The organism is Streptomyces zhaozhouensis (assembly GCF_900230195.1).
Classification (GTDB): Bacteria; Actinomycetota; Actinomycetes; order Streptomycetales; family Streptomycetaceae; genus Streptomyces; species Streptomyces zhaozhouensis.
On record NZ_OCNE01000003.1, the window covers coordinates 195,749 to 214,612 of the forward strand.

At 71.7% G+C, this 18,864-nt stretch carries 14 protein-coding genes; 6 read left to right on the top strand and 8 right to left on the bottom strand.

Translation table 11 applies throughout. The features are described 5' to 3' along the window. Positions 1-16: 16 nt before the first annotated feature. Both dop and arc read right to left on the bottom strand, forming a co-directional pair. The gene (gene dop / locus CRP51_RS06750; protein WP_097230088.1) at positions 17-1,528 is read right to left on the bottom strand and encodes a depupylase/deamidase Dop; all 1,512 of its coding nucleotides are present in this window, start codon (positions 1,526-1,528) and stop codon (positions 17-19) included. 182 nt (positions 1,529-1,710) lie between these two features. Further along, a complete protein-coding gene (arc, locus tag CRP51_RS06755; protein ID WP_439333125.1) occupies positions 1,711-3,495 on the bottom strand; it encodes a proteasome ATPase in 1,785 nt (594 codons plus the stop codon). 258 nt (positions 3,496-3,753) lie between these two features. Between arc and CRP51_RS06760 the strand changes: the two genes are divergently transcribed. Continuing rightward, a complete protein-coding gene (locus CRP51_RS06760; RefSeq protein WP_097230090.1) occupies positions 3,754-4,080 on the top strand; it encodes a ferredoxin in 327 nt (108 codons plus the stop codon). A gap of 25 nt (positions 4,081-4,105) precedes the next feature. On the opposite strand, the gene CRP51_RS06765 is transcribed toward CRP51_RS06760, so the two are convergent. From CRP51_RS06765 to CRP51_RS06775, 3 genes are all read right to left on the bottom strand, one after another. Next, a complete protein-coding gene (locus CRP51_RS06765) occupies positions 4,106-4,681 on the bottom strand; it encodes a hypothetical protein (protein ID WP_097230091.1) in 576 nt (191 codons plus the stop codon). Between the two features lie 235 nt (positions 4,682-4,916). Beyond that, positions 4,917-5,810 (bottom strand): tRNA (adenine-N1)-methyltransferase, encoded by an 894-nt coding sequence (locus tag CRP51_RS06770; protein WP_097230092.1) that lies wholly within the window; start codon positions 5,808-5,810, stop codon positions 4,917-4,919. Positions 5,811-5,882: 72 nt separating this feature from the next. Next, positions 5,883-7,280, bottom strand: coding sequence for a site-2 protease family protein (locus CRP51_RS06775; protein WP_245880414.1), 1,398 nt, complete (start codon positions 7,278-7,280; stop codon positions 5,883-5,885). Between the two features lie 92 nt (positions 7,281-7,372). On the opposite strand from CRP51_RS06775, the gene CRP51_RS06780 reads away from it, so the two are divergent. Together CRP51_RS06780 and CRP51_RS06785 are read left to right on the top strand one after the other, a co-directional pair. Continuing rightward, the gene (locus CRP51_RS06780) at positions 7,373-8,380 is read left to right on the top strand and encodes a RecB family exonuclease (protein WP_245880415.1); all 1,008 of its coding nucleotides are present in this window, start codon (positions 7,373-7,375) and stop codon (positions 8,378-8,380) included. Positions 8,381-8,450: 70 nt separating this feature from the next. After that, positions 8,451-9,119 carry a response regulator gene (locus tag CRP51_RS06785; RefSeq protein WP_097230094.1) on the top strand — a complete coding sequence of 223 codons (669 nt, stop codon included), beginning with the start codon at positions 8,451-8,453 and terminating at the stop codon, positions 9,117-9,119. A 27-nt stretch (positions 9,120-9,146) separates the two neighbouring features. Here CRP51_RS06785 and CRP51_RS06790 read toward each other — a convergent pair whose 3' ends face one another. The 3 genes from CRP51_RS06790 to metH all read right to left on the bottom strand — a co-directional run bounded on the left by CRP51_RS06790 (position 9,147) and on the right by metH (position 15,284). After that, complete coding sequence (locus tag CRP51_RS06790) at positions 9,147-10,739, bottom strand: ABC transporter substrate-binding protein (RefSeq protein ID WP_245880416.1); 1,593 nt, start codon at positions 10,737-10,739, stop codon at positions 9,147-9,149. A 99-nt stretch (positions 10,740-10,838) separates the two neighbouring features. Further along, the gene (locus tag CRP51_RS06795) at positions 10,839-11,588 is read right to left on the bottom strand and encodes an HAD family hydrolase (RefSeq protein WP_097230095.1); all 750 of its coding nucleotides are present in this window, start codon (positions 11,586-11,588) and stop codon (positions 10,839-10,841) included. Between the two features lie 186 nt (positions 11,589-11,774). Continuing rightward, complete coding sequence (gene metH / locus CRP51_RS06800) at positions 11,775-15,284, bottom strand: methionine synthase (protein WP_097230096.1); 3,510 nt, start codon at positions 15,282-15,284, stop codon at positions 11,775-11,777. Between the two features lie 218 nt (positions 15,285-15,502). Between metH and CRP51_RS06805 the strand changes: the two genes are divergently transcribed. From CRP51_RS06805 to glpK, 3 genes are all read left to right on the top strand, one after another. Beyond that, on the top strand, positions 15,503-16,267 hold the full coding sequence (locus CRP51_RS06805) for an IclR family transcriptional regulator (protein WP_097230097.1): 765 nt from the start codon (positions 15,503-15,505) through the stop codon (positions 16,265-16,267). Positions 16,268-16,417: 150 nt separating this feature from the next. Beyond that, positions 16,418-17,233 carry an MIP/aquaporin family protein gene (locus CRP51_RS06810; protein WP_097230098.1) on the top strand — a complete coding sequence of 272 codons (816 nt, stop codon included), beginning with the start codon at positions 16,418-16,420 and terminating at the stop codon, positions 17,231-17,233. Between the two features lie 81 nt (positions 17,234-17,314). Further along, the gene (gene glpK, locus CRP51_RS06815; RefSeq protein WP_097230099.1) at positions 17,315-18,859 is read left to right on the top strand and encodes a glycerol kinase GlpK; all 1,545 of its coding nucleotides are present in this window, start codon (positions 17,315-17,317) and stop codon (positions 18,857-18,859) included. Positions 18,860-18,864 lie beyond the last annotated feature (5 nt).

Sequence of the window (18,864 nt, forward strand, 5' to 3'; positions counted from 1 at the left end):
CCTGATCGGGCACCGCTCAGCCGCCGGAGAGCGCCCTGACCAGATCCTCGGCGGTCTCGGAGCGCTCCAGCAGCCCCTCCACGTGCTCCCTCGTGCCCCGCAGCGGGTCCATGGTCGGCACCCGTTGGAGCGAGTCGCGCCCCGGCAGGTCGAAGATCACCGAGTCCCAGGACGCGGCGGCCACATGCTCGGCGTAGCGGTCCAGGCAGCGCCCCCTGAAGTACGCCCTGGTGTCCTCCGGCGGCTGCCGGCGGGCCTCCTCCACGACCGCGTCGTCCAGCAGGGTCCGCATCCGGCCGCGCGCCACCAGCCGGTTGTACAGGCCCTTGGCGGGGCGGACGTCCGCGTACTGGAGGTCGACCAGGTGCAGCCTGGCGTCCTCCCAGCCCACGCCGTCCCGGCGCCGGTACCCCTCCATCAGCTCCCGCTTCGCGACCCAGTCCAGCTGGTTGGACAGGCTCATCGGGTCGCTCTCCAGCCGGGTCAGCACGTCCTCCCAGCGGGTCAGCACGTCGGCGGTCTGCGCGTCGGCGTCCGTGCCCCAGCGCTCCTCGACGTACTTGCGGGCCAGCTCGTAGAACTCCATCTGGAGCTGGACCGCGGTCAGCCGCCGACCGCTGCGCAGCGTCACCAGCTCCTTGAGCGTCGGGTCGTGGCTGACCCGGTGGAGGGTGCGCACGGGCTGGTCGACGGCGAGGTCGACGGCGATGAAGCCGTCCTCGATCATCGACAGCACCAGCGCGGTGGTGCCCAGCTTGAGGTAGGTCGAGATCTCCGAGAGGTTGGCGTCGCCGATGATCACATGGAGCCTGCGGTACCGCTCGGCGTCCGCGTGCGGCTCGTCCCTGGTGTTGATGAGGGGCCGCTTGAGTGTGGTCTCCAGGCCGACCTCGACCTCGAAGTAGTCGGCGCGCTGGCTGATCTGGAAGCCGTGCTCCGAGCCGTCCTGCCCCAGCCCGACCCGCCCGGCGCCGCAGACGACCTGGCGGGAGACGAAGAAGGGGGTCAGGTGGCGGACGATGTCGGAGAACGGGGTCTCCCGCTTCATCAGGTAGTTCTCATGGGTGCCGTAGGAGGCGCCCTTGTTGTCCGTGTTGTTCTTGTAGAGCAGGATCGGCTGCGCGCCCGGCACCTCGCCGGCGCGCTCGGCCGCCTCGGCCATGATCCGCTCCCCCGCCTTGTCCCAGCGGACGGCGTCCAGCGGGTTGGTGGTCTCGGGGGCGCTGTACTCGGGGTGCGCGTGGTCCACGTAGAGCCGGGCGCCGTTGGTGAGGATGACGTTGGCCAGGCCGATGTCCTCGTCGGTCAGCTGGCTGGCGTCCGCGTTGTCCCGCGCCAGGTCGAAGCCCCTGGCGTCGCGGAGCGGGTTCTCCTCCTCGAAGTCCCAGCGGGCTCTTCTGGCGCGGTGCATCGCCGCCGCGTAGGCGTTGACGACCTGGGAGGAGCTGAGCATGGCGTTGGCGTTGGGGTGGCCAGGGACGGAGACGCCGTACTCGGTCTCGATGCCCATCACTCGCCGTACGGTCATGCGGCCCTCCTTGCCTCGCGGGCGCCCTCCGGCCCCGGTCGCTGGCTTGCAGCCTAGGCGACACGGGGTGCGGTGAGGAGATCACCGCGAGTCCTCGGGCGGTCCGGATACGCGTCCGGCTGCGGGCCACGCCTCGCGTGTCCCGCAGCCGGACGTCGTTCGCTCGCTTGCTCTGCCGGGTCCTACAGGTACTGGCCCGTGTTGGCCACCGTGTCGATGGAGCGGCCGGTGTCGCCGCCCTGCTTGCCGGTGACCAGCGTGCGGATGAAGACGATCCGCTCGCCCTTCTTGCCGGAGATCCGGGCCCAGTCGTCGGGGTTGGTGGTGTTGGGCAGGTCCTCGTTCTCCTTGAACTCGTCCACACAGGCCGAGATCAGGTGGGAGACGCGGATGCCCTTCTGCTGGTGGTCGAGGAAGTCCTTGATCGCCATCTTCTTGGCCCGGTCCACGATGTTCTGGATCATGGCGCCGGAGTTGAAGTCCTTGAAGTACAGGACCTCCTTGTCACCGTTGGCGTAGGTGACCTCCAGGAAGCGGTTCTCCTCGGACTCCGCGTACATCTGCTCCACGACGGTCTGGATCATGCCGTCGATCGCGGCCTCCGCGTTGCCCTGGTGCTCGCCGAGGTCGTCGTCGTGCAGCGGCAGGCGCGGCGTCAGGTACTTGGAGAAGATGTCGCGGGCGGCCTCGGCGTCGGGGCGCTCGATCTTGATCTTCACGTCGAGGCGTCCCGGGCGCAGGATCGCCGGGTCGATCATGTCCTCGCGGTTGGAGGCGCCGATGACGATGACGTTCTCCAGGCCCTCCACGCCGTCGATCTCGGAGAGCAGCTGGGGGACGATCGTGTTCTCCACGTCGGAGCTGACGCCGGAGCCGCGGGTGCGGAAGAGGGAGTCCATCTCGTCGAAGAAGACGATGACGGGCGTGCCCTCGCTCGCCTTCTCCCTGGCCCGCTGGAAGACCAGGCGGATGTGGCGCTCGGTCTCGCCCACGTACTTGTTGAGCAGCTCGGGGCCCTTGATGTTCAGGAAGAAGCTCTTCCCGGCGGGCTTGCCCGTGACCTCGGCGACCTTCTTGGCGAGGGAGTTGGCGACCGCCTTGGCGATGAGCGTCTTGCCGCAGCCGGGCGGGCCGTAGAGCAGGACGCCCTTGGGCGGGCGCAGCTCGTGCTCGCGGAACAGGTCCGGGTAGAGGTAGGGCAGCTCGACCGCGTCCCTGATCAGCTCGATCTGCCCGCCGAGGCCGCCGATCCGGGTGTAGTCGATGTCCGGGACCTCTTCGAGGACCAGCTCCTCGACCTCGCTCTTGGGCACCACCTCGAAGACGTAGCCGGAGCGCGGCTCCAGCAGCAGCGCGTCACCGGCCCTCAGGGTGGAGGCCATCAGCGGCTCGGCGAGCTTGACCACGCGCTCCTCGTCGGTGTGGCCGACCACGAGGGCACGCTCGCCGTCCTCCAGGACCTCCTTCAGGGTGACGATGTCCCCCGCGTTCTCGAAGTCCATGGCCGAGACGATGTTGAGCGCCTCGTTGAGCATGACCTCCTGGCCACGCCGCAGGTCGGCGGCTTCGAGTCCGGGGCTGACGTTGACCCTGAGCTTGCGGCCGCCGGTGAAGATGTCGGCGGTGCCGTCCTCGTTGGCTTCGAGGAAGACGCCGAACCCGGAGGGCGGCTGGGCGAGCCTGTCTACCTCCTCCTTGAGCGCGACGATCTGGTCACGGGCCTCCCGCAGGGTGCCCGAGAGCCGCTCGTTCTGCGCCGACACGCCGGCCAGGTTCGTCTGGAGCTCGACGATCCGCTCCTCGAGAACCCGCGTGTGCCGCGGCGAATCGGCCAGCTTGCGGCGCAGGACGGTGATCTCCTGCTCAAGGTCGGCGATCTGGCGGGTCTGGTCGTCGGAACCTCGCCCGGACCGGATGCCGCGGTTGCTGTCGTCGTTCTGGGATACCACGGTCCTCACCTCCTCCAAGGGGAGCTGGACGCTTCCAGACCCTACCTGGACCGGTGCAGTTCGAAACCCCTAGATCACAAAGACGGTCGGGGCGTGTCCGATCTTCACCCTTGCGCACTCCCTCACGCGAGGGGATACCCACCCGGCGCCGTCAGGAAGCGGCCGGTTGTATCGTCGATGGTGGTCAACAGCCGTCGGGGACAGCTTCCTTTGCTGCCTCGCCCACGAAGATCCGATCCACACGTCCCAGGACGGGACCCGAGGAGCGACAGCCGGATGAGCACGCGGAACGAGACCCCCGCAGCGGCGGCGAGCGACGAGCTGGAGGTCTGGATCGACCAGGATCTGTGCACCGGGGACGGCATCTGCGCCCAGTACGCGCCCGAGGTGTTCGAGCTGGACATCGACGGGCTGGCCTACGTGAAGCCGCCGGCCGAGCCGGGCACGGAGGCGGAGTTGCTGACGGAGCCGGGGGCCGGGGCGCCCGTTCCGCTGCCGCTGCTGCGTGAGGTGTCGGACTCGGTGAAGGACTGCCCGGGGGCGTGCATCCATGTGCGCCGCGTCTCGGACGGCGTCGAGGTACTGGGCCCGGACGCCGACTGACACGCCCGCCGCCGGGCTCCGGGGCTCAGACGCTGTTCGGGGCTCGCTCGGCGGTGAGTTCGAGGCCGCCGTCGTGCCACTCCCAGCGCACGTCGCGCATCATGTCGGGGCAGCAGCGCGGGATGTCCGTGGAGGAGTAGCCGACCAGCCGGGCGGAGAAGCCGGTGCCCTCGGCGCGCAGCCGGTCGACGGTCATCTGCTCCGACGGGTCGACCAGCGTGGCCGTGACCTCGGGCGGGGCGTCGCTGCCCGCGCCGTGGGTGAGCAGGTACATGCCGTTGGGCGGGGTGCCCAGGCCGGCGTCGCAGCGGACCACGGCGACCGTCTCCCCCTGGCCGTCGGAGTCGAGGTCCACCTCCGCCTGGTCGGTGACCAGCACGTCGAACGGGCCGCAGTCGACCGGGTAGTCGGCGACCGTGGCGTCCGGCCCCGCCGTGAGGACGGGGCCGGGGGCGGCGCCGGCCCCGGTCGGCTGGACCAGGGCGGCCGCGCCGGTGACGGCGGCGACGCCGACGGCGGTGACGAGCCAGTGCCGGGGGCGGGCGGGGGTGTGCGAGGGGCCTTCGGTGCGCGGGGTGTGGGGCGCTGCCGATCGCTGCACGCGGAATTCTCCTGGGGGCGGGAGTGCGGCGTGCCACGGCGCGGCCCCGGGCGGGCCGGGCGTGCCGTGGGCGGGAGGGGACGAGCCGGCTGGCGCGCCGGCAGACCGGCATCGTGCCATATCTCACATCGCCGGGGAACGGCGGGGGGTGGATGATCCCACGCCCCTCACCGTTCCCACCCGTTCGTCGCCTCTTCCGCCCGCCCGGCGCAAGAGCCGGGCGGGCGGCGGGAGTTCAGGAGGAGGCGGAGCCGGGGCCCGTGTAGTCGGAGCCGTAGGCGCCGGGGGCCGGGCGACGGCGGCGCAGCGGCGGGGTGACCCCGTCGGCGAGACGGCGCGCGGTCAGCAGGAACCCGGTGTGGCCGATCATCCGGTGGTCGGGGCGGACGGCCAGGCCCTCGACGTGCCAGGTGCGGACCATGGTCTCCCAGGCCGTCGGCTCGTTGAAGCTGCCGTGCTCCCTGATGGTCTCGACGGTGCGCGCGAGCTGCGTGGTGGTGGCCACGTAGGCGCAGAGGATGCCGCCGGGGACCAGCGCCTTGGCGACCGGGTCAAGGCACTCCCAGGGGGCGAGCATGTCGAGGATGACCCGGTCCACGTCGGTGTCCGAGAGGTTGTCCTGGAGGTCGCCGACCGTCAACTCCCAGGCGGGGTGCGGGCTTCCGAAGTAGCGGGTGACGTTCTCCCTGGCGATGTCGGCGAAGTCGGCGCGGCGCTCGTAGGAGTGCAGCATCCCCTGGTCGCCGATGGCGCGCAGCAGGAACGTGGAGAGCGACCCCGAGCCGACGCCGGCCTCCACCACCCGGGCGCCGGGGAAGATGTCGGCCATGGCCAGGATCTGCCCCGCGTCCTTGGGGTAGACCACCGCGGCCCCGCGAGGCATGGACAGGACATAGTCGGGGAGCAGTGGGCGCAGCGCCAGATAGGCGACGTTTCCCGTGGTGCGGACCACCGTCCCCTCGGGGGCGCCGATCAGCTCGTCGTGGGGGAAGGCTCCCTTGTGGGTGTGGAAGCTCTTGCCCGCCTCAAGCGTGAACGTGTAGTGGCGGCCCTTGGGGTCGGTCAGCTGTACCTGGTCCCCGACCTCGAAGGGCCCGCGACGGCGGGCGGCACCGGTCGGTTCGGACATGGCGGCAAGACTAGTCCAGACGGGGAGCCGGTCCGTAATCGAGCCGCCCCGGCCCTCGGTCGCGGTGGCGACCTAGCGGGCGGGGGCCGGCTCGCCTCGTTCCATCGCGGCGAGGACGCGGTCGACGTCCCGGGCCGAGAGCACGCCGCAGGTCGTCCCGTCGGCCGTGACGACCAGGTACTCGCTGGCCGGGGTGGCGTCGAGGTGTTCCAGCAGCCGTTCGCCGGCGAGGTCGTCGGGGACGCGCATCCCCTCGGTCAGCTCCTCGGCGACGGCGATGACCGGCACCCAGGGCCGGCGTTCCTCGGCGACGGTGGCGACGGCCGCCTCGCGGACCAGGGCGAGCGGGGTGCCGTCGTCGTCCTCGACCAGCAGGGCGTTGGCGCCGACCTCGTTGGCCCGGCGCAGCGCCTCGGCCAGGGAGGTCTCGGGGGCGACGGGAACCGCGCGGCGCAGCAGGGAGCGGGCTGTCAGCTCCGGCAGCCGGGCCTCGCGGCGGGCGATCCGCAGGCTGCGCCCGGCGGAGAGCCAGATGACGGCGGCCAGCACGGCGGCCAGCAGCGCGTCCAGCAGCGGTTGGAGGCCGCCGAACGCGGCGCGGTCGCCCATCAGCAGATGGGTCGCGGTGGGGAAGCCGACGAGGACCAGCAGTGCCAGCACCCGGCCGGCCCAGACGGTGATGACGGTGGCGCGCAGCATGTCGCCGGTGCGCCACCACAGGGCGGCACGCAGCATCCGGCCGCCGTCCAGGGGCAGCCCGGGGAGCAGGTTGAACGCGGCGACGATCAGGTTGGAGATCATCAGCGCGGCGATCAGCACGCCGGGCACGGTGCCGGGCTCGACGACGAGCAGCCCGAGCGCGAAGACCCCGCCGAGCAGCAGCGAGAGCAGCGGTCCCGCGCCGACGACGGCCAGGTCCCTGGCGGGGGTAGCGGAACGGTCGTCGATCTCGGAGGCGCCGCCGACGAACTGGATCTGCACGCGGTGGACGGGCAGGCCGAGGCGGAGCGCGACATAGGTGTGGGCCAACTCGTGGACCAGCACGGAGCCGTAGAACGCGACGGCGAAGAAGAGCGCCACCAGGTAGCGGGCGGCGCCGAGTTCGGGCAGCGCCCGGTCGAGCTGGTGGCCGAAGAGAAGGGTGATCAGGGCGGCGACCAGGAACCAGCTGGGGGTCACCAGGACGGGCACGCCCCGGACGCGGCCCATCAGCAGCGCGCCGCGTGGGCGACCGGGGTCGCGGGGCCGGCCCTTCTCCCCGTCCTCCCGGCCCGCTGGGGCGCTCTCCCGGCTGACGCGGGCGCTCTCCCGGCTGTCCCTGGCCGTCCGCGGCGTCCGGGCGGCCGGGTCGTGCGGGTCGTCGCCGGGCTCCGGGCGTGTCGGCGCCTCCGGTCGTCCCGGCTCTCCTGGCCGTTCCGGCTCCTCCGGCTCCTCCGGCTCGGGTGACCGGTCGGTCGTGGTCTTCGCCACCTGCTCCCCTCGGGCCTCGCGGCCACGCGTGGCCGCCGCGTGGAGACGATGGTATGGGCTGGCTGTCAGTGACGCGCCGTAGGGTTCGGTGCATGAGTCGCTCCACCGCCGCGCCGCCGCGTTCCCTGTCTCCTTCCCGGGCCGCCGACTTCCAACAGTGCCCGCTGCTCTACCGGTTCCGCGTCATCGACAAGCTGCCCGAGGAGCCGAGCGAGGCGGCGACGCGCGGCACGGTGGTGCACGCGGTGCTGGAGCGGCTCTTCGACGCACCGGCGGCGGAGCGCAGTGTGCCGAGGGCGCGGGCGCTGGTGGGACCCGAGTGGCGGCGGCTGCTGGCCAGGCGGCCCGAGCTGGCGCGGCTCTTCGGGGCGGACGGGGACGCGGGCGCGAACGGGGACGGGGAAGGGGAGCCGCGGGGGGCCGACGAGGCGTCAGGAGAAGGCGCGGGCGGCGGGGACGAGCTGGACGCCGAGCGGTTGGCCGCGTTCCTGGCCGAGGCGGAGCGGCTGGTGGAGCGGTGGTTCACGCTGGAGGACCCGACGCGTCTGGAGCCGGCCGAGCGGGAGTTGTGGGTCGAGACGACGCTGGAGACGGGGCTGCGGCTGCGCGGGGTGATCGACCGGGTGGACGTGGCGCCCGGCGGGGACATCCGGATCGTCGACTACAAGACGGGCAAGGCGCCCCGGCCCGAGTTCGCCTCGGGGGCGCTCTTCCAGATGAAGTTCTACGCGCTGGTGCTGTGGCGGCTGCGCGGAGTGGTGCCGCGCCGGCTCCAGTTGGTCTATCTGGGCAGCGGCGAGGTGGTGACGTACGACCCGGACGAGTCCGACCTGCGCGGCGTCGAGCGGAAGGTGCTGGCGCTGTGGGACGCGATCCAGCGGGCGACGGAGTCGGGCGACTGGCGGCCCCGCCGGGGCAGGCTGTGCTCCTGGTGCGACCACCAGGCGCGCTGCCCGGAGTTCGGGGGCACTCCCCCGCCGTACCCGTTGGACATCCAGACGGCGCTGCCGCTGCCGGCGCAGCCGTCCGGTGAGGAGCGCGGGGAGGGCGGGGAGTTGGCGCGCGGGGGACGCCCGGGCTCCGGTGGCACGGCCGGGTGAGCCAGAATGATCGTGGATCTCGGCCGCAGTCCAGCCGGCGCGGCCGTCTCCCCGACCGAAGGGCGCTTCGATGCCGATCCGCGTTCTGCTGGTGGACGACCAGCCCCTGCTGCGCACCGGTTTCCGGATGATCCTGGAGGCCGAGCCCGATCTGGCCGTGGTGGGCGAGGCGGGTGACGGTGTCCAGGCGCTGGAGCAGGTGCGGGCCCTCCAGCCCGACGTGGTCCTGATGGACATCCGGATGCCGAGGATGGACGGGGTGGAGGCGACCCGGCAGATCACCGGGACGGTCAAGGACGGGCCGGTGAAGGTCCTGGTCCTGACCACCTTCGACCTGGACGAGTACGTGGTGGAGGCGCTGCGCGCGGGGTCCAGCGGCTTTCTGCTGAAGGACGCGCCGGCAGCCGAGCTGGTGCAGGCGATCCGCGTGGTCGCCGGCGGCGAGGCGATGCTGGCGCCGAGTGTCACCCGCCGGCTGCTGGACATGTACGCCTCCAAGCTGCCCTCGGGCGAGGAGCCGGTCCCGGACGCGCTGGGGACGCTCACCGAGCGGGAGGTGGAGGTGCTGAAGCTGGTGGCGCGCGGCCTGTCCAACGCGGAGATCGCCGCCGACCTCTTCGTCAGCGAGACCACGGTGAAGACGCACGTCGGTCACGTGCTCACCAAGCTGGAGCTGCGGGACCGGGTGCAGGCCGCCGTCTTCGCCTACGAGAGCGGGCTGGTGCGCCCCGGCAGCTGAGCGCGGCGGCCGGGGCGGCGGCGCCGGTCAGCCCTCGGAGAGCTCCAGCTCCCAGAAGCGGAAGACGGTGGAGGGGTCCAGCGTCCACTGGAGCCCGTTGACCCGTTCGTCGGCGACCGCGTACTGGCGTCCCTGCCAGAGCGGGATCAGCGGGACCTCCTCGGCGACGATGTCCTGCACCTCCTCGAAGGCGGGCACGGAGTCGGCGCGGGTGGCCTCCTGCCGGGTGGCGGGCAGCAGCTCGCCGGTGATCCGTTCCGAGGTGTAGCCGTTGGCCAGCACGTTGTCGGCGCCGAAGAACGGGTCGGTGAAGTTCTCCGGATCGGGGAAGTCGGGCACCCAGCCCCGGACGAAGGCGCCGTACTCGCCGTCCGCGACGCCCTCGGCGAACTCCTCGGCCGGCACGCTCTCCACCGTCGCGTCGAAGAGCCCGCTGTCGTTGAGCTGGTCGGCCAGGTGCTCGAACGCGGCGACGGTGTCGGGGCCGAAGCGGACCGGGGTGGCCCAGAGGGTCAGCTCGACGGGTTCGGTGATGCCGGCCTCCTCCAGGGTCCGCGCGGCCGCCTCGGGGTCGCCGGTGGCGCCGTACCGGTCGAAGAAGGCGGTGTTGTGACCGGTGATCCCGGCCGGCACCACCGAGTACAGCGGCTCGGCGGTGCGCTGGTAGACGTCGCGCACCAGCGCCTCGCGGTCGATCAGCTGGGCGACGGCGCGGCGGACGGCCGGGTCGCCGGTGACGGGGTCGTCGACGTGGAAGACCAGGTACTGGGCCTCGGCGCTGGTGCCGTCGACGACCTTCAGCTCGCCCCTGCCGCTGCGGTCCTCGGTCTCCAGGCCGGCGATGTCCCCCGAGGCGAGGCCGCGGTAGGCGATGTCCACCTCGCCGCCGCGCACCGCCTCGCCGAGCGCCTCCTGGTCGCCGTGGAAGAGCCTCATGGTGACGCCGGAGTTCTTCACCTCGGCGGGGCCGTGGTAGTCCTCGTTGACCTCGAAGACCGCCTCGTCCTCGCCGTAGCCGGCGAGCGTGTACACGCCGGAGCCGACGGCCTGGCCGTCGGTGCGCAGCCGGTCGGACGGGTACTCGCGGTGGTCGACGAGGGAGCCGGCGCCGGAGGCGATCTTCTGCGGGAACGTGGCGTCCGGCTCGTTGAGGTGGAAGGTGACGGTCCTGTCGTCCGGCGTCTCGACGCGGTCGATCGTGGAGAGCATCACCGCGGGCCCGTCGGGGTCGTCGATGCGCAGCGTGCGGTCGAAGGAGAACTTGACGTCCTTCGAGGTCAGGGCGTTTCCGTTGCTGAAGGTCAGGCCGTCCCTGAGCGTGCAGGTGTAGCGCTGGCTGGCCCGGTCGGTGAAGCCGCACTCCTCGGCCGCCTCGGGCTGCGGCTCGGTGCCACCGGGCGGGAAGCTGAGAAGTGACTGGAAAACATTGTTGAAGACCAACCAGGAGCCGGGGTCGTAGCCGGAGGCGGGGTCGACGGAGAGCACCTCGTCGCTCATGCCGACGGTGATGCCCTCACCCTCGGCCGCGCCGTCGTCCTCGGTCAGTCCACAGCCGGCCAGCAGGGCCGCGGCCAACGAGAGGGCGAGTGTGGGGCAGGCCCTCCCCAAGCGGGTCTTCACGGAGTCGGTCCTTCGGTCGCTTCAGGGTCCTCGTCTTCGACGAGCAACCGACCTTAGTCGGACCGGAACGCCCGCGACACCGAGGCCGAGTGAGATGGGTCACGCCCGCTTTCCGGCCAGATCCTCCTCGGGGCCCGGCTCGGACGGCTCGGCGGGGCCGCTTACCAGGCCGCGGAGGAAGGCGAGGTCGACCGACTCCAGGGAGTCGACGACGGTCCGGCCGGCGGCCGGCGGGATCGGGGCGACCGAGGGCACGGCCAGCACCCGGCAGCCGGCGGCCTCGGCCGAGGCGACGCCGGTGGCGGTGTCCTCGACGGCGACGCAGCGCGCGGGCTCGGCGCCCAGCCGCAGCGCGGCGGTGACATACGGGTCGGGGTGCGGCTTGGTGCGCGCCAGCTCGTCGCCGGCGACGGTGGTGCCGAAGAACTCCGCGCCGAGCGAGCGCAGCGTCCGGTCGATGACCTCGCGGTGCGAGGCCGAGACCAGAGCGGTCGGGACCCGGTGGGCGGCCAGCTCGGTGAGCAGCCGGCGGGCGCCCGGCATCAGCGGGACGCCCCCGTCGAGGCGGCGCAGAAACGCCGTGTTGAGCAGGTCGCGCACCTCGTCGAGCGTGATGTCGGCGCCGGTGACCTCGATCAGATAGCCGGCGGAGCGGGTCATCGGGCCGCCGACGACCACCGCCCGGTGCTCCTCGTCGAGGACATGGCCCAGCGCCCCGAAGACCTCGACCTCGGCGTCCCACCAGAAGCCCTCGGTGTCGACCAGGGTGCCGTCCATGTCCAGCAGCACCGCGCCCGGAAGCGACCCGAGGGGCCGCCGCGCGTCCAGGGCGGGAGTGGAACTCGTCATCCGCACACACCTCCGTGGGGAGAGAACTGGCCGGCCGCCCACGAGGGGCAACCGGCCAGTACCGGACCGATCATTCTACGTCGGACGCGGGAACCGTTCCGAGCCGAACGGCTGACCTCACCCGGTCGGCCTAGTGACCGGTCGGTGTCGGTCAGCTTTACGGACGAGCCGGTCGGGGGTGTTCGTTCAGCGGGCGTTGAAGTAGTTGGCCTCGGGGTGGTGGACGACGAGCGCGTCGGTCGACTGCTCCGGGTCGAGCTGGAACTCCTCGGAGAGGGTCACCCCGATCCGCCGCGAGTCCAGCAGCTCGGCGATCTTGGCGCGATCCTCCAGGTCGGGGCAGGCGGGGTAGCCGAGGGAGTAGCGGCAGCCCTGGTACTCGGTGCGGAACATCCCCGACAGCTCGACCGGGTCGGCGCCGGACACGCCCAGCTCGGCGCGGACCCGCGCGTGCCAGTACTCGGCCAGCGCCTCGGCCAACTGCACGGACAGGCCGTGCAGTTCCAGGTAGTCGCGGTACGCGTCGGCGGCGAACAGCTCGGCGGTCGCCTCGCTGACCCGGGGGCCGATGGTGACGGTCTGGAGGGCGACGACGTCGCGCTCCCCGCTCTCGGCCGGGCGGAAGAAGTCGGCCAGGCACAGCCGCCGCCCCCGGCGCTGCCGGGGGAAGGTGAAGCGGGTGCGCTCGCCGCCGTCCTCGTCCAGGATCACCAGGTCGTCGCCCTCGGCGTGGCACGGGAAGTAGCCGTAGACCACGGCCGCCTGGAGGAGGTTGTCCGTGTGCAGCCGGTCCAGCCAGCCGCGCAGCCGGGGGCGGCCCTCGGTCTCCACCAGCTCGGCGTAGTCCGGCCCGTCGTCGCCGCGGCCGGCCTTCAGTCCCCACTGCCCCTTGAAGAGCGCGTCCTCATCCAGCCACTCGGCGTAGTCCTTGAGCGGGATGCCCTTGACCACCCGGGTGCCGAGGAACGGCGGGGCCGGCAGCGGCACGTCCGTCGCCGTCGCGGACCGCGCGGGCACGTCGTCCGGCTCGGCGAGCACGGGCGTCTCCCGGCGGGCGACCCTGCGCTCCTTGCGCGCCGGCAGCTCCGCGCCGGGGACGCCGCGCTTGACGGCGACCAGCGCGTCCATCAGCCGCAGGCCCTCGAAGGCGTCCCTGGCGTAGCGGACCTCCCCCTCGTACACCTCGTGCAGGTCCTGCTCCACATAGGCGCGGGTGAGGGCCGCGCCGCCGAGGATCACGGGGTAGCCGGCGGCCATGCCGCGCCGGTTGAGCTCCTCCAGGTTCTCCTTCATCACCACCGTGGACTTCACCAGCAGCCCGGACATCCCGATCACGTCGGCCTTGTGCTCCTCGGCGGCGTCCAGGATGGCGGAGACCGGCTGCTTGATGCCGAGATTGACCACGTGGTAACCGTTGTTGGTCAGGATGATGTCCACGAGGTTCTTGCCGATGTCGTGGACGTCGCCGCGGACGGTGGCCAGCACAATGGTGCCCTTGCCCTCGTCGCTGGAGCGCTCCATGTGGGGCTCCAGATAGGCGACCGCGTTCTTCATCACCTCGGCGGACTGGAGCACGAACGGCAGCTGCATCTGGCCGGAGCCGAACAGCTCGCCGACGACCTTCATGCCCTCCAGCAGCGTCTCGTTGACGATCTCCAGCGCGGGGCGCTCGGCGAGGGCCGCGTCCAGGTCGGCCTCCAGGCCGTTGCGCTCGCCGTCGATGATCCGGCGGCGCAGCCGCTCCTCCAACGGGAGGGCGGCCAGCTCCTCGGCCTTGCCGGCCTTGAGGGACTTGGTGTCCACGCCCTCGAAGAGGGTGAGGAAGCGCTGGAGCGGGTCGTAGCCCTCGCGCCTGCGGTCGTAGATCATGTCGCGCGCGACCTCGACCTGCTCCGCGTCGATCCTGGCAATCGGCAGGATCTTGGCGGCGTGCACGATCGCCGAGTCCAGGCCGGCCTTGACGCACTCGTCGAGGAAGACCGAGTTGAGCACCAGCCGGGCGGCCGGGTTGAGGCCGAAGCTGATGTTGGACAGGCCGAGGGTGGTGCCGACGTCGGGGTGGCGGCGCTTCAGCTCCCGGATGGCCTCGATGGTGTTGACGCCGTCCTTGCGGGACTCCTCCTGCCCGGTGCAGATGGTGAACGTCAGGAAGTCGATGAGGATGTCGGAGGGCTGGAAGCCCCAGTTGCCGGTGAGGTCGGCGATCAGCCGCTCGGCGACGGCCAGCTTGTGCTCGGGGGTGCGGGCCTGGCCCTCCTCGTCGATGGTCAGCGCCATCAGGGCGGCGCCGTGCTCGGCGGCCAGCCGGGCGACCCGGCCGAAGCGCGAGTCGGGGGCGTCGCCGTCCTCGTAGTTGACGGAGTTGATGACCGCGCGGCCGCCGAGGTGTTCGAGCCCGGCCTCCAGCACGGCGGGTTCGGTGGAGTCCAGCACGATCGGCAGCGTCGAGGCCGTCGCCAGCCGGCTCGCCACCTCCCGCATGTCGGCGGCGCCGTCCCGGCCGACGTAGTCCACGCAGAGGTCCAGCAGGTGGGCGCCCTCGCGGATCTGCTCGCGGGCCAGCTCCACGCAGTCCTCCCAGCGGCCGTCGAGCATGGCCTGGCGGAACTTCTTGGAGCCGTTGGCGTTGGTCCGCTCGCCGATCGCCAGGTACGCGGTGTCCTGGCGGAACGGCACGCTCTGGTAGAGCGAGGAGGCGCCCGGCTCCGGGCGGGGCTCGCGCGCCGGCGGGGTGGCGCCGCGCACCCGGTCCACGACCCGGCGCAGGTGCTCGGGCGTGGTGCCGCAGCAGCCGCCGACCAGGGAGAGGCCGAACTCGGCGACGAACTCCTGGTGCGCGTCGGCCAGTTGGTCGGGGGTCAACGGGTAGTGGGCGCCGTCCTTGCCGAGCACGGGGAGACCGGCGTTGGGCATACACGACAGCGGCAGCCGGCTGTGCCGGGCCAGGTGGCGCAGGTGCTCGCTCATCTCGGCTGGCCCGGTGGCGCAGTTGAGGCCGATCATGTCGATGCCCAGCGGCTCCAGCGCGGTGAGCGCGGCGCCGATCTCGGAGCCGAGGAGCATGGTGCCGGTGGTCTCGACGGTCACCTGGACCAGCAGCGGCAGGTCGACGCCGAGCGCGGTCAGGGCACGCCGGGCGCCGAGCGTGGCGGCCTTGGTCTGGAGCAGGTCCTGGCTGGTCTCCACGAGCAGCGCGTCGGCGCCGCCCGCGATCAGCCCCTCGGCGTTCTGCTGGTAGGCGTCGCGCAGCGGCCGGTAGGTGGTGTGGCCGAGGGTGGGCAGCTTGGTGCCGGGGCCCATCGAGCCGAGCACCCAGCGCAGCCGCCCGTCCTCGGCGCCGAACTCGTCGGCGACCTCCCTGGCGACCCGGGCGCCGGCCTCGGACAGCTCGTGGACCCGCTCGGGGATGTCGTACTCGCCGAGGGCGGCGAGGTTGGCGCCGAAGGTGTTGGTCTCCACGCAGTCGATGCCGGTGGCCAGGTACTCGCGGTGGACGTTGGCGACGATGTCGGGGCGGGTGACGTTCAGGACCTCGTTGCACCCCTCCAGCTGCTGGAAGTCCTCCATCGAGGGGTCCTGGGCCTGGAGCATCGTGCCCATCCCGCCGTCCGCGACGACGACGCGGGCGGCGAGCGCGTCCCGCAGGGCCTGGGCGCGCTGCGCCTGGTCGGTGGTGGGCAGGCTGGCAAGTGCCATGGGCTTCTCTCCCGGAGTGCGACGGCTGTCGGCTATGCGCGCGCCCGCGGCGCGCGCACACCAGCAGCCTAACCGGCGGGCGGCGGCGGAGAGCTGACCATTCCGGCAAACGGACGGCCGTAAACTCAGTTCTGGCCTGGGGGTATCGACATCCCCCACTGTGGTTCGACAATGTCGAACGGCAACTGTGGCGAGACGGGACGCAGGGAGGCGGCCTCATGGCTCGGTCCATCCAGTCACTGGAACGCGCGGCGGCGGTGCTGCGGCTCCTCGCCGGCGGCGAGCGACGGCTGGGTCTTTCCGACATCTCCTCGGCCATAGGGCTGGCGAAGGCCACCACCCACGGGCTGCTGCGCACGCTCCAGCAGGAGGGCTTCGTCGAGCAGGACGAGGTCTCGGGGAAGTACCAGCTGGGCGCGGAGCTGCTGCGCCTGGGCAACAGCTACCTGGACGTGCACGAGCTGCGGGCCAGGGCGCTGGTGTGGACCGACGACCTCGCCAGGTCGAGCGGGGAGAGCGCCTATCTGGGCGTGCTGCACAAGGGCGGGGTGCTGATCGTCCACCACGTCTTCCGCCCCGACGACAGCCGCCAGGTGCTGGAGGTGGGCGCGCTGCACCCGCTGCACAGCACCGCGCTGGGCAAGGTGCTGGCCGCGTTCGACCCCGTGGCGCACAACGAGGCGATGGAGTCGGACTTCGCCGCGATCACGGCGGCGACCGTGACGGAGCCCGCGGCGTTCGACCGCGGGCTGGCGGAAGTGCGGGCGCGCGGCTGGGCGGGTGACGTCGGGGAGACCTGGGAGGGGGTCGCCTCGGTCGCGGCCCCGATCGTGGACCGCCGCCGGATGCCCGTCGGAGCCGTCGGCGTCACCGGAGCGGAGGAACGGGTGCTGGACGGTTCGGAACCGCGATCCGCGCTGGTGGCAGCCGTGCGGGACTGCGCGAGGGCGGTGTCGCGGGACCTCGGGGCCGGTCGATTCTAGGACAATCGGGACAGCGGAGAGGGACCTGACGCGTAGCCACTTGACGGAGTCCCTCCCGGGGAGAACACTGCCGTTCGTTGGTCGATAATGTCGAACACTGGACGGATGTCGGCCAGGAATCCCCCTGGACGAAGGACAAAGGAGTCGCGGGTGTCCAGCTCCGATATCTTCTTCGGCGAGGTGCTCGGCACCGCCGTACTGATCCTGCTCGGTGGTGGCGTCGTCGCCGGCACCGTTCTCAAGAAATCGAAATCCTTCGAGGCCGGCTGGGTCGTCATCGCCCTGGGCTGGGGCATGGCCGTGCTCACCGGCGCCTACGCCTCCACGCAGCTCTCCGGCGCGCACATCAACCCGGCGGTGACCCTCGGGATCGCCATCGACACCGGCGAGTGGGGCGACGTCCCCACCTATGTCGCCGGGCAGATGCTCGGGGCGATGATCGGCGCCGTGCTGGTCTGGCTGGCCTACTACGGCCACTTCCAGGAGCATCTGCTGGCGCGTGAGGAGGTCAGCGGCTCCGTCACACCAGGGCCGCGCGCCTTCGACGAGGGCGCGAAGCGGACGGCGGAACGGCGCCCGAGCGACCCGAGCCAGCCGGGGCCGGTGCTCGGGATCTTCTCCACCGCACCGGAGATCCGCAACACCGTCCAGAACCTCGCGACCGAGATCATCGCCACCGCGGTGCTGGTCATCGGCGTGCTGACCATCGGTGTCAACGACGACCTCGCGCTCTCCGGCACCGGCCCGCTGATGGTGGCGCTGATCGTGCTCGGGATCGGCCTCTCGCTCGGCGGCCCGACCGGCTACGCCATCAACCCGGCACGCGACCTCGGCCCCCGCATCGTCCACGCGCTGCTCCCCCTGCCCAACAAGGGTGGTTCCGACTGGGGCTACTCCTGGATCCCCGTCGTCGGACCCCTGATCGGCGCCGCGATCGGCGCCACGATCTTCAACCTGCTCTTCTGACCGCGTCGTCGGCGCTTCCCGCCACGGAAACGGGTACCCGCGACCGCACGACCGCAACGCCACGACCAGGAGCCGCACACCATGTCTGACGCTCAGGACCCCGCACTCACCACCGAGTCACGCGAGTACATCGCCGCGATCGACCAGGGCACCACCTCCAGCCGCTGCATCGTCTTCGACCGCGACGGCCGCATCGTCTCCGTCGAACAGAAGGAGCACGAGCAGATCTTCCCCAAACCGGGCTGGGTGGAACACGACGCCAAGGAGATCTGGACCAACGTCCAGGAGGTCGTCGCCGGCGCGCTGGCCAAGGCCGAGATCACCAGGGAGCACGTCAAGGCGATCGGCATCACCAACCAGCGCGAGACCACCCTGCTGTGGGACCGCACCACCGGCGAGCCGGTGCACAACGCCATCGTCTGGCAGGACACCCGCACCGACGCGCTCTGCCGCGAGCTGGGCCGCAACGTCGGCCAGGACCGCTTCCGCCGCGAGACCGGCCTGCCGCTGGCCTCCTACTTCGCCGGACCGAAGATCCGCTGGCTGCTGGACAACGTCGAGGGGCTGCGCGAGCGCGCCGAGCGCGGCGAGATCCTCTTCGGCACCATGGACTCGTGGGTGATCTGGAACCTCACCGGCGGCACCGAGGGCGGCGTGCACGTCACCGACGTCACCAACGCCTCCCGCACGATGCTGATGAACCTGCGCACGCTGCGCTGGGAGGAGCGGATCTGCTCCTCGATCGGCGTGCCGATGGAGCTGCTCCCGGAGATCCGCTCCTCCTCCGAGGTCTACGGCCACGCCAAGGGCGGCGCGCTGGACGGGGTCCCGGTGGCCTCCGCGCTGGGCGACCAGCAGGCCGCGCTCTTCGGCCAGACCTGCTTCTCGGTCGGCGAGGCCAAGTCGACCTACGGCACCGGCACGTTCCTGCTGATGAACACCGGCCACGAGGCGATCAACTCCTACGCGGGCCTGGTCACCACAGTCGGCTACCGGATCGGCGACCAGCAGCCGGTCTACGCGCTGGAGGGGTCCATCGCGATCACCGGCGCGCTGGTGCAGTGGATGCGCGACCAGATGGGGCTGATCCACAGCGCGGCCGAGATCGAGACGCTGGCCCGTTCCGTGGAGGACAACGGCGGCGCCTACTTCGTGCCGGCGTTCTCCGGCCTCTTCGCCCCCTACTGGCGGTCCGACGCCCGGGGGGTGATCGCCGGTCTGACCCGCTATGTCACCAAGGCGCACATCGCCCGGGCGGTGCTGGAGGCCACCGCCTGGCAGACCAGGGAGATCGTCGACGCCATGCGGAAGGACTCCGGCGTGGAGCTGACCTCCCTCAAGGTGGACGGGGGCATGACCTCCAACAATCTGCTCATGCAGAAGATCTCGGACTTCCTGGACGCGCCCGTGGTGCGGCCCATGGTCTCCGAGACCACCTGTCTCGGCGCGGCCTACGCGGCCGGGCTCGCCGTCGGCTTCTGGTCCAACGTCGAGGACCTGCGGGCCAACTGGCGGCGCGCGGCGGAGTGGACGCCCGAGATGGACCCGGCCGAGCGCGACCGGGAGTACCAGTTCTGGCTCAAGGCCGTGCAGCGGACCATGGGCTGGCTCGACGAGGAAGGCTGACATCA

What these genes read in the sequence shown, in the direction of transcription:
- dop (WP_097230088.1), bottom strand. Translation starts at nt 1,528, where the DNA reads ATGACCGTACGGCGAGTGATGGGCATCGAGACCGAGTACGGCGTCTCC.
- CRP51_RS06760 (WP_097230090.1), top strand. Translation starts at nt 3,754, where the DNA reads ATGAGCACGCGGAACGAGACCCCCGCAGCGGCGGCGAGCGACGAGCTG.
- CRP51_RS06770 (WP_097230092.1), bottom strand. Translation starts at nt 5,810, where the DNA reads ATGTCCGAACCGACCGGTGCCGCCCGCCGTCGCGGGCCCTTCGAGGTC.
- CRP51_RS06780 (WP_245880415.1), top strand. Translation starts at nt 7,373, where the DNA reads ATGAGTCGCTCCACCGCCGCGCCGCCGCGTTCCCTGTCTCCTTCCCGG.
- CRP51_RS06785 (WP_097230094.1), top strand. Translation starts at nt 8,451, where the DNA reads ATGCCGATCCGCGTTCTGCTGGTGGACGACCAGCCCCTGCTGCGCACC.
- CRP51_RS06795 (WP_097230095.1), bottom strand. Translation starts at nt 11,588, where the DNA reads ATGACGAGTTCCACTCCCGCCCTGGACGCGCGGCGGCCCCTCGGGTCG.
- metH (WP_097230096.1), bottom strand. Translation starts at nt 15,284, where the DNA reads ATGGCACTTGCCAGCCTGCCCACCACCGACCAGGCGCAGCGCGCCCAG.
- CRP51_RS06805 (WP_097230097.1), top strand. Translation starts at nt 15,503, where the DNA reads ATGGCTCGGTCCATCCAGTCACTGGAACGCGCGGCGGCGGTGCTGCGG.
- glpK (WP_097230099.1), top strand. Translation starts at nt 17,315, where the DNA reads ATGTCTGACGCTCAGGACCCCGCACTCACCACCGAGTCACGCGAGTAC.